Origin of the sequence: Pseudomonas sp. RA_35y_Pfl2_P32, from assembly GCF_963970735.1 — a bacterium.
GTDB lineage: Bacteria > Pseudomonadota > Gammaproteobacteria > Pseudomonadales > Pseudomonadaceae > Aquipseudomonas.
Window position 1 is genome coordinate 13,495 of the sequence record NZ_CAXAQF010000020.1, and the last position, 13,779, is coordinate 27,273.

The window sequence follows — 13,779 nt, forward strand, 5'->3', positions numbered from 1 at the left end:
AACTCAAGATTTCAATGCTTCGGCAAGATTCGCGAGTTTTCCGCGAATCGAGCCATCGATTACCAGGTCGCCGGCGCGAATGATGACACCACCAATCAGGGCGGCATCCTCCGCAACTTGCAGGCGCACTTCCCGGTTGAGTCGTGCACTGAGAACCTTGGCGAGTTTGTCTTGCTGTTCTTGGTTCAATGCAAAAGCACTGGTGACTTCTACATCTACCGACTTCTCTTGTTCAGCCTTGTACAGGTCGAACAGAGCGGCGATCTCCGGCAACAGCGGGAGACGGTCGTTTTCGGCAACGATGTTGATGAAGTTCTGTGCCTTGGCATCAAACTTGTCGCCGCACACGTCAATAAACGTGGCGGCCTTGTCTGCGCTCGTCAGTCGCGGGGCCTTGAGCACGCGCTGCATGGTGTCGTCTTGCGACACTGCTGCAGCCAGGCCGAGCATGGCTGACCAAGAGGCCAGTTGCTGGTGGGCCTGGGCGTGCTCGAAGGCTGCCTTAGCGTAAGGTCGGGCCAACGTGGTCAATTCTGCCATGATCGCCCTCGCTTAAATTTCAGCAGCCAGTTTGTTTACCAGCTCCGCGTGCGCGTTTTGATCGATTGTGGCACCCAGGATCTTCTCGGCGCCGCCAACGGCCAGTGCACCCAGTTGGGTACGCAGCGCGTCTTTGACACTGTTGATTTCCTGTTCGATCTCGGCCTGAGCCTGAACCTTTACGCGTTCAGCGTCGATACGGGCTTTTTCAACAGCCTCTTCAACGATCTGATTGCCGCGCTTCTTGGCTTGCTCAATGATTTCGGCAGCCTGAGTTTTTGCTTCGCGCAGTTGTTGACCCGCTTTATCTTGGGCCAACTCCAGGTCGCGAGCTGCTCGGGCGGCAGCGTCCAGTCCATCCGCGATCTTCTTCTGACGTTCGTGCAAAGCCGTAATGACCGGAGGCCACACGAACTTCATGCAAAAAAGTACAAAAATTAAGAACGCAACGGACTGGCCAATCAGGGTTGCATTAATGTTCACGCCAACACCTCGCTCGTTCGTTGCACATCACACCAATCACTCGAAGGTTCGAGTGATTAGCCAGCGAGTTGACCAACGAATGGGTTCGCGAAAGTGAAGAACAGAGCGATACCAACACCGATCATGGTTACGGCGTCGAGCAGACCGGCAACGATGAACATTTTAACTTGCAGCATTGGAACCATTTCTGGCTGACGCGCTGCGCCTTCCAGGAACTTGCCGCCCAACAGGCCGAAACCAATTGCGGTACCCAGTGCGCCCAGGCCGATCAACAGTGCAACAGCGATAGCGGTTAGACCAACTACAGTTTCCATCTTTCCTCCCGACTTTTACGTCGTATGGTTTAGGTTTTTTAGATTAAAGCGGTAAAACAAATCGTTTCATCGTGCCCGTGATGGGCCCCCTCCCGCCGAGACGAGAGGGACATCAGACTAGCCTAAGCCGGTCTTAATGGTTCTCTTCGTGCGCCATCGACAGGTAGACGATGGTCAGCATCATGAAGATAAACGCCTGCAGGGTGATGATCAGGATGTGGAACACAGCCCACGCCCACTGCAGAACTACGCCCAGGCCGCTAAGCCAGAGCAGACCACTGCCGAACATCACAGCGATCAGAATGAACACCAGTTCGCCGGCATACATGTTGCCGAACAGACGCAGTGCCAGCGAGATTGGCTTGGCAATCAGCGTCACGAACTCCAGCAGGAAGTTCACCGGGATCAGCAGGGCTTGAACGAAGACGTTCTTGCTGCCGAACGGGTGCAGGGTCAGTTCGCCGATGAAGCCGCCGATGCCCTTGACCTTGATGCTGTAGAAAATGATCAACGCGAACACCGACAGCGCCATGCCCAGGGTAGCGTTCGGGTCAGTGGTCGATACGGCACGGAATGGAATGTGCGGATCGCCAGAGATCATCATGGCCAGCTGAGGAATCCAGTCAACCGGGATCAGGTCGACGGCGTTCATCAGGAAGACCCAGACGAAGATGGTCAGTGCCAGCGGTGCAATCACCGGGCTACGGCCATGGAAGCTGTCTTTCACGCTGCCATCGACGAATTCGACCAATACTTCAACGAAGTTCTGCAAAGCACCTGGTTGACCGGAAGTCGCTTTCTTCGCCGCCATGCGGAAAAGAAGTACGAAAATCAGACCCAATGCGACCGACCAGCCGAGGGTATCGACGTGGAAAGCCCAGAAGCCCATTTCCTTGGCTTCTGCTGCGGTGTGGGCAAAGCCCCAGCCGCCGGTAGGGTGCTGACCGAAGGTCAGGTTCTGCAAGTGGTGCTGGATATAGCCCGAAGCGGTTGTTTCTGCCATGGTTGCCTCAAACGCCCTAAGGTCTCGAAAGTCTTGTTCTCATCAGCAGGGGAGCGAACCAGCTGACCAGTTGGGTCAACACAAAGACGCCGAAGACTGCTAACGGCGCCAGTGGCTTCACACCTGCGAACGTCAATGCAAAAAGCACTGCCGTCAAAATCAGTTTGCCCGCCTCACCGGCATAAAAAGACCGGACGATGGCTTGAGCTGCCCGGGCCCCGGAAAACCGAAATGCCCTGTGAGCGAAATAAACATTGGGAAGCAAGGCTATCAGGCCTCCGCAGAGTCCTGAGTACCCGGCTACGACTCCATGCCATTGCCAAAGCGCCAAAGCGGCCAGCAGCAAAACGACAAATTGAGCCAGTAACACCGGAAAAACCGCCAGGCGATGGAACGGCAAGCGGTTTGGCGTGCGTGTTTCCATCGATCTCGCTCCTCAAAGGTCGGCTGCCAGAATTCAATAACTTGGCATAATTTGTGCCGACAAAATGCGCGCAGAGTATAGGGGCGGTTCAGCCCCTATTCAACTGTCAGGTAGTGATTTCCGACTGCACGCTACATGAGGAAATGTTTCAGCGGATGTGTGCAAGGACACCTTGAAGCTCATCCAGTGAGTTATAGCCGATTACCAACTGACCTTTTCCCTTCTTCCCGTGGCGGATCTGCACCGCAGAGCCCAGGCGCTCTGCCAGCCGCTGTTCGAGGCGGGCGATATCCGGGTCGGCCTTGACCGGTTCACTGACCTCCGGTTTACCACTGAGCCACTGGCGAACCAGGGCTTCTGTCTGGCGTACGGTGAGGCCACGTGCGACAACGTGTCGCGCCCCTTCAACCTGTTGATTCTCCGGTAAACCGAGCAAAGCACGGGCATGACCCATTTCCAGGTCGCCATGGGACAACATGGTCTTGATGACTTCCGGCAAGGCAATCAGGCGCAACAGGTTGGCGACTGTCACGCGGGACTTGCCCACGGCTTCGGCCACTTGCTGCTGAGTCAGCTGGAATTCCTGCTGCAAGCGCTGCAGGGCGACCGCTTCCTCGATTGGATTGAGGTCCTCACGCTGGATGTTCTCGATCAGGGCCATGGCGATAGCGGTTTCGTCCGACACGTCGCGCACCATCGCCGGGATGGTTTCCTGCCCGGCTTGCTGGCTAGCGCGCCAGCGGCGCTCACCGGCAATGATCTCAAAGCGTCCGGCGCCAATGGGGCGAACCACGATCGGCTGCATCACGCCCTGGCTCTTGATCGACTGCGCCAGCTCTTCCAGCGCCTGGGGATCCATGTCTCGGCGTGGCTGGTACTTGCCGCGCTGGAGCAGATCCAGGGGCAGGTGCTGCAGCTCGCGCAGGTCAGCCTGCACGGCCTGTTCTTCCAGCGCGCTGACAGTCGGACCACTCAGCAGTGCATCCAGTCCACGTCCGAGACCTCGTTTCTTGACGGCCATGGGGATTCCTTAAGTTGCCTGAGCGGCGGCGGCACGTGAGTTTTTGCGTTGACGGCGAACCATCTCGCCTGCCAATGCCAGGTAGGCAATCGCGCCTCGCGATGATTTGTCGTACGCCAGCGCGGGCATGCCATAGCTTGGCGCTTCGGCCAGGCGGATGTTACGTGGGATGACCGTATCGTACAGCTGCTCGCCGAAGTGTTCCTTGAGCTGGGCCGAAACATCGTTCATCAGGCTCAGGCGCGGGTCATACATGGTCCGCAGCAGGCCTTCGACCTTGAGGTTCGGGTTCAGCAGTTCGGCGATGCGCTTGATGTTATCCACAAGGTCGCTCAAGCCTTCGAGTGCAAAGTATTCACACTGCATGGGGATAATGACCCCATCGGCGGCGACCAATGCATTCAGGGTGAGCATCGACAACGACGGCGGACAGTCGATCAGAATGTAGTCGTAGCTCTCGCGGATCGGCGCCAAGGCGCTGCGCAGGCGGCTTTCCTTCATCTGCATTTCCAGCAGGACCACTTCCGCCGCGGTCAGATCGCGGTTGGCCGGCAACAGCTGGTAACCACCGTGTTCGGAGTAATGCATGGCCTGGGTCAGGTCGCATTCGCCGATCAACAAGTCGTAGACCGAGTTTTCCAGGCCGTGTTTATCCACACCGCTACCCATGGTGGCGTTGCCCTGTGGATCAAGATCGATCAACAGCACCCGGCGCTTGGTGGCGACCAGGGATGCTGCGAGGTTGATGCAGGTGGTGGTCTTGCCCACACCACCCTTTTGGTTCGCTATCGCGAATACCTTAGCCATTCTTGCTTGTGTTCCCAATCATGCCGTGCGGCGCAGTATCAGCAGATGGCGTTGGCCTTGGCAACCAGGTACGGCCAAGGCGTGTTCGCTATCGAGGTGGAAGTCTGCCGGCAATGCTACCAGCTCATCCGCGGGATGAACGCCCTTCATTGCCAGCCAACGTGTATCGGTGTCGCCAAGGTGGCGAGTCCAGTTGCTGAAATTCTCCATGCTGCTGAAGGCCCGGGAAATGATCCCGTTGAATGGCAACTCAGGCTGGAAGGCTTCGACGCGACTGTGGATAACTTGCAGGTTATCCAGTTTGAGTTCGAGTTTGACCTGGGTCAGGAAGCGGGTTTTCTTGCCGTTGCTGTCCAGGCAAGTGACTTGCGATTCAGGAAACAGGATGGCCAGGGGAATACCCGGCATGCCGCCACCACTGCCGACATCCAACCAACGCCCGTTTTCGATGAAGGACATCACGCTCAGGCTGTCGAGCAAATGGCGCGACACCATTTCGTCCGGATCACGCACCGCGGTGAGGTTGTAGGCCTTGTTCCATTTGATCAACAGGGCCAGGTAACCCAGCAGTTGGGCATGCTGGGTTTCACTCAGGTTGACGCCGATCTGGCGTGCACCTGTGGATAACTCTTCGGCGTGTTGCGAGGTGACCAACGAACTCAAGCGCTTTGCTCCAACTGACGGCCCGCGCCGCGTTTTTTCAAATGAATCATCAACAGCGAAATGGCTGCCGGCGTCACCCCCGGGATCCGCGAAGCCTGGCCCAGTGTTTCCGGACGGGTCGCACCGAGCTTGCTCTGGATCTCCTTGGAGAGACCGGAGATGGTCGTGTAATCGATATCCACAGGCAGTTTGGTGTCTTCGCTGGCCCGTAGACGAGCGATTTCATCCTGCTGGCGGTCGATGTAGCCGGCGTACTTGGTCTTGATCTCGACCTGCTCGGCAACCTGTGGATCTTCTGCACCGGCGCCGGTGACCGAGATCAGGCCAGCGTAGTCGATTTCCGGACGGGTCAGCAGGTTCAGCAAGTTGTATTCGTGGGTCAGCGGAGTGCCGAATTTTTCGGCAATGGCATCGCCCTGCTCGGTGCCCGGGCGAACCCAAGTACTTTTCAGGCGCAGCTCTTCGAGTTCGATGCTTTCGCGTTTTTTGCAGAACGCCGCCCAACGCGCGTCATCGACCAGACCCAGTTCCCGACCTTTTTCGGTCAAGCGCAGGTCAGCGTTGTCTTCGCGCAGGATCAACCGATACTCGGCGCGGGAAGTGAACATCCGGTACGGTTCCTGAGTCCCGAGGGTTATCAGGTCGTCGACCAATACGCCGATGTAGGCTTCATCTCGACGCGGACACCAAGCGTCTTTGCCCTGTGCGCGCAGTGCGGCGTTGGCGCCGGCCAGCAAACCTTGGGCACCGGCTTCTTCGTAGCCGGTGGTGCCGTTGATCTGCCCGGCGAAGAACAGACCGCCGATCACCTTGGTTTCCAGGCTGTACTTCAGGTCTCGCGGATCGAAGTAGTCGTACTCGATCGCGTAGCCCGGACGCACGATGTGTGCGTTTTCCATGCCACGGATCGATTGCACGATCTGCAACTGCACGTCGAACGGCAAGCTTGTGGATATCCCGTTCGGGTACAGCTCGTGGGTGGTCAAACCTTCCGGCTCGATAAACACCTGGTGGCTCTGCTTGTCGGCAAAGCGGTGAATCTTGTCTTCGATCGACGGGCAATAACGCGGACCAATGCCTTCGATCTCACCGGCAGCGGAATACATCGGCGAACGGTCGAGGTTCGCGGCAATAATTTCGTGGGTACGGGCGTTGGTGTGGGTAATCCAGCAACTGACCTGCTTGGGATGCTGTTCCTTGTTGCCCATGAACGACATCACCGGGATCGGCGTATCACCTGGCTGCTCGGTCATCACCGAGAAATCCACAGAGCGGCCGTCAATGCGCGGTGGCGTACCGGTTTTCAGGCGACCCACACGCAGCGGCAGTTCACGCAGACGGTGAGCTAGGGCAATGGACGGTGGATCGCCGGCGCGACCGCCAGAGAAGTTCTGCAAACCGATGTGGATAAGTCCACCGAGGAAGGTACCGGTGGTCAGAACCACGGAGTCGGCGAAGAAACGCAGACCCATTTGGGTGACAACACCGCGTACCTGTTCCTGTTCGACGATCAGGTCGTCCGCTGCCTGTTGAAATATCCACAGGTTCGGTTGGTTCTCAAGAATCTCGCGAACGGCAGCCTTGTACAACACACGGTCGGCTTGAGCGCGAGTAGCGCGTACGGCCGGGCCTTTGCGGCTGTTCAACACGCGGAACTGAATACCACCTTTGTCGGTGGCCATGGCCATCGCACCGCCGAGGGCGTCGATTTCCTTGACCAGGTGGCTTTTGCCGATCCCGCCGATCGCGGGGTTGCAGCTCATGGCACCGAGGGTTTCCACGTTATGCGTCAGCAACAGGGTTTTTGCCCCCATACGTGCTGATGCAAGTGCTGCCTCGGTACCGGCATGACCGCCGCCGATGACGATCACTTCAAAACGGGAAGGGAAATCCACCACGCACCTCGTGCCTGCTTCAGTTAATTAATTCAGAAATGGTTTGAGCTCAGGTTTTTGGACCTGGTCGACAAGTATAGGGACTTCGCCTTCCCTAAAGAACCCTTTGCACAAAATTTAACCAGCTGTGGGTAAGTCACGAACAATAGAAATTAAAAAGAAAGAAATTTATAAAAGCTTGGTTTTTATGTTTATTTCTATACAGCTACCTTTCTGTGGATAGATCCATACAGGCCTTTATTTATGCTGTGTACAGAGATTTTAAAGTCTGTGGTCATGTGGTCATGAGCCCCTTGGATAACCGGTCTAAGCCTGTGGATGGATGGGGCGGTTATCCACAGGGGTGGTTTTCCTCAGTTTTCAGGCCCTGTTATCAACTGCCCTTAGTGGGAGTTATTCACAGGGCTTAATCCACAGAAAAGTCGAAAAAAGGCAAATCGCAGGCACAGGCAAACCACCCTGGCGATGGAATCGCATGGCAACGGGAGAAGAAAAAACGGATTTACCGCTGTGGGCGCTGCCGAAGGCTGCGATCTTTTAACGATTCATGTGCTCGTCACAGAGGGAAGCACGGCAGAAACATCAAAAGATCGCAGGTTGCGCCCGGAGAAGGGGTTACTTACCGATGCAGAAGCTGGAAAAGATTCGGCCCAGCAGATCATCGGAGCTGAATTCACCGGTAATTTCACCCAGCGATTGCTGTGCCTGGCGCAAATCCTCGGCCAATAACTCGCCGGCGCCGGCCAATGTCAGTTGGGCACGACCGTGCTCAAGGGAGTCACTGGCATGGCGCAAGGCTTCAAGGTGACGGCGACGGGCGCTGAAACTGCTTTCCGAGGTCTGCTCATAGCCCATGCAGGCCTTGAGGTGGTCACGCAGCAGCTCCAGGCCCTCGCCTGCGGACTTGGCACTGAGGCTGATGGTGACGTGCCCATCGTCACAGACCTGCAGCGCGATGGCCTCACCCGTGAGGTCGGCCTTGTTGCGGATCAGGGTGACCTTGCCAGGCTCCGGGCGCTGCTCCAGGAATTCAGGCCACAGGGCAAACGGATCAAGGGCTTCAGGGGCCGTGGCATCGACCACCAACAACACCCGATCGGCTTCACTGATCGCCTTCAATGCCCGCTCCACGCCAATTTTCTCGACCTGGTCATCGGTATCGCGCAGACCCGCGGTGTCGACCACGTGCAGGGGCATGCCATCGATGTGGATATGTTCGCGCAGGATGTCCCGGGTGGTGCCGGCGATCTCGGTGACAATCGCTGCTTCACGACCGGCCAGTGCATTGAGCAGACTCGACTTGCCGGCATTCGGCCGGCCGGCGATGACCACGGTCATGCCATCGCGCAGCAAGGCGCCCTGCCCGGCTTCGCGCATGACCTTGGCCAACGCCTCGCGCACCGCGTCGAGCATGGTCAGCACATGGCCATCGGCAAGGAAGTCGATCTCCTCCTCCGGGAAGTCGATGGCCGCTTCGACGTAGATGCGCAACGCAATCAACTGTTCGGTGAGGTTATGCACACGCTGGGAAAACGCCCCTTGCAGGGAACGCAGGGCATTGCGTGCAGCTTGCGCCGAGCTGGCCTCGATGAGGTCGGCAATGGCTTCGGCCTGGGCCAGGTCGAGCTTGTCGTTGAGGAACGCGCGTTCGCTGAACTCCCCCGGACGCGCCAGGCGGCAACCCAGTTGCAGGCAACGCTGCAGCAACATGTCCAGGACAATCGGTCCGCCGTGGCCCTGCAGTTCGAGGACGTCTTCGCCGGTGAAGGAGTTGGGGCCCGGAAAATACAGGGCGATTCCTTCATCCAAGACTTCAGCGTCGGCGCTGAGAAACGGACCGTAATGGGCAAAACGCGGCTTCAGTTCACGGCCACTGATGGCTTGAGCCGCATGACGTGCCAGCGGCCCGGAAATACGAACGATACCGACACCCCCACGGCCCTGGGCGGTGGCGACGGCGGCGATGGTTTCACGAGGAGCGCTCATAAACCGATATCCCGATAAAAATGGCAGATAGCAAAACGCCCCACGAGGGGGCGTTTTGAATGGTTACACACAGAGCAAGTTATGCCTCGGCTTTTTTCGCCGCGGCTTCAACTTTGCGAGTGATGTACCACTGTTGAGCGATCGACAGGCAGTTGTTCACAACCCAGTACAGCACCAGGCCCGCCGGGAACCACAGGAAGAAGAAGGTGAAGATGATTGGCATCAGCTTCATCACCTTGGCCTGCATCGGATCCGGAGGAGTCGGGTTCAACTGCTGTTGGATGAACATGGTTGCACCCATGATGATCGGCAGAATGAAGAACGGATCCTTGATCGACAGGTCGGTAATCCACAGCATGAAGGGCGCTTGGCGCATTTCCACGCTTTCCAGGAGTACCCAGTACAGCGAGAGGAAAACCGGCATCTGCACGAGGATTGGCAAGCAACCACCCAGCGGATTGATCTTCTCTTTCTTGTACAGCTCCATCATGGCTTGCGACATTTTCTGCCGGTCATCGCCATGTTGCTCTTTCAATGCAGCCAGTTTTGGCGCCACTGCACGCATGCGCGCCATGGACTTGTAGCTGGCAGCTGACAGCGGGAAGAAGATCCCTTTGATCAGCATGGTCAGGAAGATGATCGACCAGCCCCAGTTACCCACAATGGCGTGAATGTGTTGCAGCAGCCAGAAGATCGGTTGAGCGATGAACCACAGAATGCCGTAGTCGACCGTCAGCTCCAGACCTGGGGATAACTCTTTCAGCACCGCCTGGCTTTTCGGGCCAGCGTACAGGGTAGCGCTGGTTTCAGCCTTGGCACCTGGCGCAACGGTCAAAGCCGGGCCAGTGAAACCGATGATGTAGTTGCCTTGGCTGTCTTTGCGAGTCTGCACCACGTTGCTGTCGTTCTTGGCTGGAATCCAGGCCGTCACGAAGTAGTGTTGCAGCCAGGCGACCCAGCCACCATTGACGGTTTCTTTCAGCGCAGCCTTGTCGATATCTTTCATCGACACTTTTTTGTACGGCTCTGCACTTGTCCACAGGGCGGCGCCCAGGTAAGTGGCAGTGCCGGTGGCTGTGGTGGAAGAAGGATCCGAACTGGCATCACGCTTGAGCTGGGCAAACAGGTTGCCAGTCCAGGCCTTGTCGCTGGTGTTGTCGATCAGATAGGTGACTTTCAGATCGTACAAACCGCGAGTGAAGGTGAAGCGCTTGATGTAATTGACACCGGCATCGCTGAATTTCAGATCAACGTTCAGTTGGTTCTGATCTTTATCCAGTTGATAAGTCTTCTGCTCGGTCGAGTAAACCGGACGACCGGTCGGGCGTGCATCCGGACCGTTGGTGCCAGTCAGGCCGCTTTGCGCCAGATAAGTACGTTCGCCGCCGTTATCAAACAGCTGGAACGGAACATCCGGATGGTCCTGACGACGTGGATATTTTGGCAGCATCAGCTGGGCGACATCACCACCCTGAGGATCGATAGCCAGTTCGAGCACATCCGTTTTAACGTGGATGAGATCTTTACTCGCCACTACCGGAGTTTCGGTAGGGGTGCTGGTATCGGTATTCGCGCTGGGTACATCGGCACTGGCGGAAGCGTTGGTACCGTCCGGAATAGCCGGGGCATTCTGATTGGCAGCAACATTCTGAGTCGGCAGGGCAGCCTGGCCATAGTCCTGGTTCCATTTCAGGACCATGACGTAGGACACGATTGCCAGGGCGACGATCAGGATCGTGCGTTTAATATCCATGATTACTCGGCCATCGAAGAAGAACGGGAGGTAGGGATAGGCGGAACCGGGTCATAACCACCGGGATTCCACGGATGACAGCGACCTAAACGACGAAAGGTCAGCCAGCCACCGCGCAGAAGGCCATGATTTTCAATGGCTTCATACGCGTAGCAGGAACAACTGGGGTAGAAACGACAGTGACTGGCCATCAGAGGACTAATGGCATAGCGATAAAACTGGATCGGAACGAGTGCCAGTTTACGCATCGGTGCTGTCTACCCCTACAGTTTCGGCTTTGACTGCTGGCTCTGGCTTGTTGCGTGCCAGACGTTTCCAGAGTTTGCCGAAATGCTGAATCAATTCGGGGTTTTCTACTTCGCCCAAACCTTTGCGCGCGACGATCACGATATCCCACCCAACCAGAGAGTCCTGGTGGAGGCGAAACGATTCGCGCATCAGACGTTTGAGGCGATTTCGCTCAACGGAGAGTTTCACACTCTTTTTCCCGATAACCAGCCCGAGACGGGGGTGATCGAGATCGTTGGTGCGTGCAAGGAGCAGGAGATTTTTCCCCGGAACCTTGCCGGTAGGGGAGTCAAAGACTGCCTTGAAATGCCGGGGGGTCAGCAAACGCTTTTCCCGACTGAAGTCCTGACTCACCTCCAGTACCGGATTATCAAACTGCCAGACGCGCACGACCTTTGGCGCGACGACGCGACAGGACTGCGCGGCCGTTCTTGGTAGCCATGCGAGCACGGAAACCGTGGGTACGAGCGCGTTTGATAGTGCTTGGTTGGAAAGTACGTTTCATGTCGTGTTACCTGGTTCGTCCACAACGGGCCGGAATGGCCCCCGTTTTAAGAGACCGGGGATTCTAGAGAAAGCAAGCCTCTAGGTCAATTTCCAACCAAGGTTTCCTTTAAATGGGTATCGGGGCGGTTCGTCCTTGAAAGGAGGACAGCTAGATATAAAAATAAAGAAGGAAAGTATTTAAAGCTTTTCTGTAAAGCTTATAAAAGCTAGACCCGCCTCTATCTGTGGATAACTGGCTTTAGCCCTTATATTCCGTGCTGTACAGAGAATGATAACTACCGTGGAAAACGGTGGTCAGCCTGTGCTGCGCTGTCGGATAAGCTGTGAGTGAAACAGGTGGTTATCCACAGGCAGGTTATCCACCGAGTTTCGCCCCCACTTGTACAACGAGCTTAAGTGGGTTTATCCACAGGGCTTATGCACAGACCATTGGTCGCCTTTTTTACTGATAAAAGCTTGATTCTTCTGCACCTGTGAGCACGCTACGTGTGGATAAGTCTGCGCCCGGTCGCTACAATGACCGCTTGTTTTTGCCTCACCGGCTTTCAACTTAGGGGATATCCGTGTCAGTGGAACTTTGGCAGCAGTGCGTGGAGCTTTTGCGCGATGAGCTGCCTGCCCAACAATTCAACACTTGGATCCGTCCACTACAGGTCGAAGCCGAAGGCGACGAGTTGCGTGTCTACGCACCGAATCGCTTTGTTCTCGACTGGGTCAATGAAAAGTACCTGAGCCGCGTGCTCGAGCTGCTGGATGAGCACGGCAACGGCATGGCGCCCGCGCTTTCCTTATTAATAGGCAGCAAGCGCAGTTCAGCACCGCGGGCCGCGCCCAATGCACCTTTGGCGGCTGCGGCATCGCAAGCCCAGGCTGCTGCGGCGCCGGCACCGGTCAACATGCCAACGGCGGCCGCAACCAGCAAGCGTTCGACGCAGAAAATCGTCGAGGTCAATGAAGAGCCGTCCCGGGACAGCTTCGACCCGATGGCAGGCGCCAGCTCGCAACAGGCCCCGGTACGTGCGGAACAACGCACGGTGCAGGTAGAAGGTGCGCTCAAGCACACCAGTTACCTGAACCGGACCTTTACCTTCGAGAATTTCGTCGAGGGTAAGTCCAACCAGTTGGCCCGCGCTGCGGCCTGGCAGGTCGCGGACAATCCCAAGCACGGTTACAACCCGTTGTTCCTCTATGGCGGTGTTGGCCTGGGTAAAACCCACTTGATGCACGCTGTGGGTAACCATCTATTAAAGAAGAACCCGAATGCCAAGGTCGTGTACCTGCATTCCGAGCGCTTCGTGGCCGACATGGTCAAGGCGCTGCAACTGAACGCGATCAACGAGTTCAAGCGCTTCTACCGTTCGGTGGACGCGCTGCTCATCGATGACATTCAGTTCTTCGCCCGCAAGGAACGTTCCCAGGAAGAGTTTTTCCACACGTTCAACGCTCTGCTTGAAGGTGGCCAGCAGGTCATCCTCACCAGTGACCGTTACCCGAAAGAGATCGAAGGCCTGGAAGAGCGCTTGAAGTCGCGCTTCGGTTGGGGCCTGACCGTTGCTGTCGAGCCTCCGGAACTGGAAACCCGCGTCGCGATTCTGATGAAGAAAGCCGACCAGGCCAAAGTTGACCTGCCGCACGACGCCGCGTTCTTCATCGCCCAGCGTATCCGCTCCAACGTGCGTGAACTCGAAGGCGCGCTCAAGCGTGTTATCGCACACTCGCACTTCATGGGCCGCGACATCACCATCGAGCTGATTCGCGAATCCCTGAAAGACCTGTTGGCGCTTCAGGACAAACTGGTCTCTGTGGATAACATTCAGCGCACGGTCGCCGAGTACTACAAGATCAAGATTTCCGATTTGCTGTCCAAGCGCCGTTCGCGTTCGGTGGCCCGTCCACGCCAAGTGGCCATGGCCCTGTCCAAGGAACTGACCAACCACAGCCTGCCGGAAATCGGCGATGTGTTTGGCGGTCGCGACCACACCACGGTGTTGCACGCCTGCCGCAAGATCAACGAGCTTAAGGAATCCGACGCGGACATCCGCGAGGACTACAAGAACCTGCTGCGTACACTGACCACTTGATGAACACCAGCGCA

At 56.8% G+C, this 13,779-nt stretch carries 15 protein-coding genes; 1 reads left to right on the forward strand and 14 read right to left on the reverse strand.

Annotation, left to right across the window (positions count from 1 at the left end; all coding sequences use genetic code 11):
• Window positions 1-3: 3 nt before the first annotated feature.
• The 14 genes from AACY45_RS19985 to rpmH form a co-directional block, all read right to left on the reverse strand.
• Complete coding sequence (locus AACY45_RS19985; RefSeq protein ID WP_095165064.1) at window positions 4-540, reverse strand: F0F1 ATP synthase subunit delta; 537 nt, start codon at window positions 538-540, stop codon at window positions 4-6.
• A gap of 12 nt (window positions 541-552) precedes the next feature.
• A complete protein-coding gene (locus AACY45_RS19990) occupies window positions 553-1,023 on the reverse strand; it encodes a F0F1 ATP synthase subunit B (protein ID WP_339547070.1) in 471 nt (156 codons plus the stop codon).
• 56 nt (window positions 1,024-1,079) lie between these two features.
• A complete protein-coding gene (gene atpE / locus AACY45_RS19995; RefSeq protein ID WP_002555987.1) occupies window positions 1,080-1,337 on the reverse strand; it encodes a F0F1 ATP synthase subunit C in 258 nt (85 codons plus the stop codon).
• A 133-nt stretch (window positions 1,338-1,470) separates the two neighbouring features.
• Complete coding sequence (gene atpB / locus AACY45_RS20000) at window positions 1,471-2,340, reverse strand: F0F1 ATP synthase subunit A (RefSeq protein WP_095165065.1); 870 nt, start codon at window positions 2,338-2,340, stop codon at window positions 1,471-1,473.
• 16 nt (window positions 2,341-2,356) lie between these two features.
• Window positions 2,357-2,764, reverse strand: coding sequence for a F0F1 ATP synthase subunit I (locus AACY45_RS20005; RefSeq protein ID WP_071552654.1), 408 nt, complete (start codon window positions 2,762-2,764; stop codon window positions 2,357-2,359).
• A 148-nt stretch (window positions 2,765-2,912) separates the two neighbouring features.
• Window positions 2,913-3,785 (reverse strand): ParB/RepB/Spo0J family partition protein, encoded by an 873-nt coding sequence (locus AACY45_RS20010; RefSeq protein ID WP_339547071.1) that lies wholly within the window; start codon window positions 3,783-3,785, stop codon window positions 2,913-2,915.
• 9 nt (window positions 3,786-3,794) lie between these two features.
• Window positions 3,795-4,592: a ParA family protein gene (locus tag AACY45_RS20015; protein WP_339547072.1), complete on the reverse strand. Its 798-nt coding sequence runs from the start codon at window positions 4,590-4,592 to the stop codon at window positions 3,795-3,797.
• Window positions 4,593-4,610: 18 nt separating this feature from the next.
• On the reverse strand, window positions 4,611-5,255 hold the full coding sequence (gene rsmG / locus AACY45_RS20020; RefSeq protein WP_339547073.1) for a 16S rRNA (guanine(527)-N(7))-methyltransferase RsmG: 645 nt from the start codon (window positions 5,253-5,255) through the stop codon (window positions 4,611-4,613).
• The gene (gene mnmG, locus AACY45_RS20025; RefSeq protein ID WP_339547074.1) at window positions 5,252-7,150 is read right to left on the reverse strand and encodes a tRNA uridine-5-carboxymethylaminomethyl(34) synthesis enzyme MnmG; all 1,899 of its coding nucleotides are present in this window, start codon (window positions 7,148-7,150) and stop codon (window positions 5,252-5,254) included. Before mnmG ends, rsmG begins: the two co-directional genes overlap by 4 nt.
• 615 nt (window positions 7,151-7,765) lie before the next feature.
• Window positions 7,766-9,136, reverse strand: a complete 1,371-nt coding sequence (mnmE, locus tag AACY45_RS20030) for a tRNA uridine-5-carboxymethylaminomethyl(34) synthesis GTPase MnmE (RefSeq protein ID WP_339547075.1) — start codon at window positions 9,134-9,136, stop codon at window positions 7,766-7,768.
• Window positions 9,137-9,215: 79 nt separating this feature from the next.
• Complete coding sequence (gene yidC, locus AACY45_RS20035) at window positions 9,216-10,889, reverse strand: membrane protein insertase YidC (protein ID WP_339547076.1); 1,674 nt, start codon at window positions 10,887-10,889, stop codon at window positions 9,216-9,218.
• Between the two features lie 2 nt (window positions 10,890-10,891).
• Entirely contained in the window at window positions 10,892-11,137 is a 246-nt protein-coding gene (gene yidD, locus AACY45_RS20040) for a membrane protein insertion efficiency factor YidD (RefSeq protein ID WP_010465488.1), read from the reverse strand.
• Complete coding sequence (rnpA, locus tag AACY45_RS20045) at window positions 11,130-11,531, reverse strand: ribonuclease P protein component (RefSeq protein WP_198422819.1); 402 nt, start codon at window positions 11,529-11,531, stop codon at window positions 11,130-11,132. The genes yidD and rnpA overlap by 8 nt, the downstream gene beginning before the upstream one ends.
• 16 nt (window positions 11,532-11,547) lie before the next feature.
• The gene (gene rpmH / locus AACY45_RS20050; RefSeq protein ID WP_003213577.1) at window positions 11,548-11,682 is read right to left on the reverse strand and encodes a 50S ribosomal protein L34; all 135 of its coding nucleotides are present in this window, start codon (window positions 11,680-11,682) and stop codon (window positions 11,548-11,550) included.
• A gap of 565 nt (window positions 11,683-12,247) precedes the next feature.
• On the opposite strand from rpmH, the gene dnaA reads away from it, so the two are divergent.
• Window positions 12,248-13,765 carry a chromosomal replication initiator protein DnaA gene (gene dnaA, locus AACY45_RS20055; RefSeq protein ID WP_339547077.1) on the forward strand — a complete coding sequence of 506 codons (1,518 nt, stop codon included), beginning with the start codon at window positions 12,248-12,250 and terminating at the stop codon, window positions 13,763-13,765.
• The last annotated feature ends 14 nt before the right edge of the window (window positions 13,766-13,779 follow it).

What these genes read in the sequence shown, in the direction of transcription:
- AACY45_RS19985 (WP_095165064.1), bottom strand. Translation starts at nt 540, where the DNA reads ATGGCAGAATTGACCACGTTGGCCCGACCTTACGCTAAGGCAGCCTTC.
- atpE (WP_002555987.1), bottom strand. Translation starts at nt 1,337, where the DNA reads ATGGAAACTGTAGTTGGTCTAACCGCTATCGCTGTTGCACTGTTGATC.
- atpB (WP_095165065.1), bottom strand. Translation starts at nt 2,340, where the DNA reads ATGGCAGAAACAACCGCTTCGGGCTATATCCAGCACCACTTGCAGAAC.
- AACY45_RS20005 (WP_071552654.1), bottom strand. Translation starts at nt 2,764, where the DNA reads ATGGAAACACGCACGCCAAACCGCTTGCCGTTCCATCGCCTGGCGGTT.
- AACY45_RS20010 (WP_339547071.1), bottom strand. Translation starts at nt 3,785, where the DNA reads ATGGCCGTCAAGAAACGAGGTCTCGGACGTGGACTGGATGCACTGCTG.
- AACY45_RS20015 (WP_339547072.1), bottom strand. Translation starts at nt 4,592, where the DNA reads ATGGCTAAGGTATTCGCGATAGCGAACCAAAAGGGTGGTGTGGGCAAG.
- mnmE (WP_339547075.1), bottom strand. Translation starts at nt 9,136, where the DNA reads ATGAGCGCTCCTCGTGAAACCATCGCCGCCGTCGCCACCGCCCAGGGC.
- yidC (WP_339547076.1), bottom strand. Translation starts at nt 10,889, where the DNA reads ATGGATATTAAACGCACGATCCTGATCGTCGCCCTGGCAATCGTGTCC.
- yidD (WP_010465488.1), bottom strand. Translation starts at nt 11,137, where the DNA reads ATGCGTAAACTGGCACTCGTTCCGATCCAGTTTTATCGCTATGCCATT.
- rpmH (WP_003213577.1), bottom strand. Translation starts at nt 11,682, where the DNA reads ATGAAACGTACTTTCCAACCAAGCACTATCAAACGCGCTCGTACCCAC.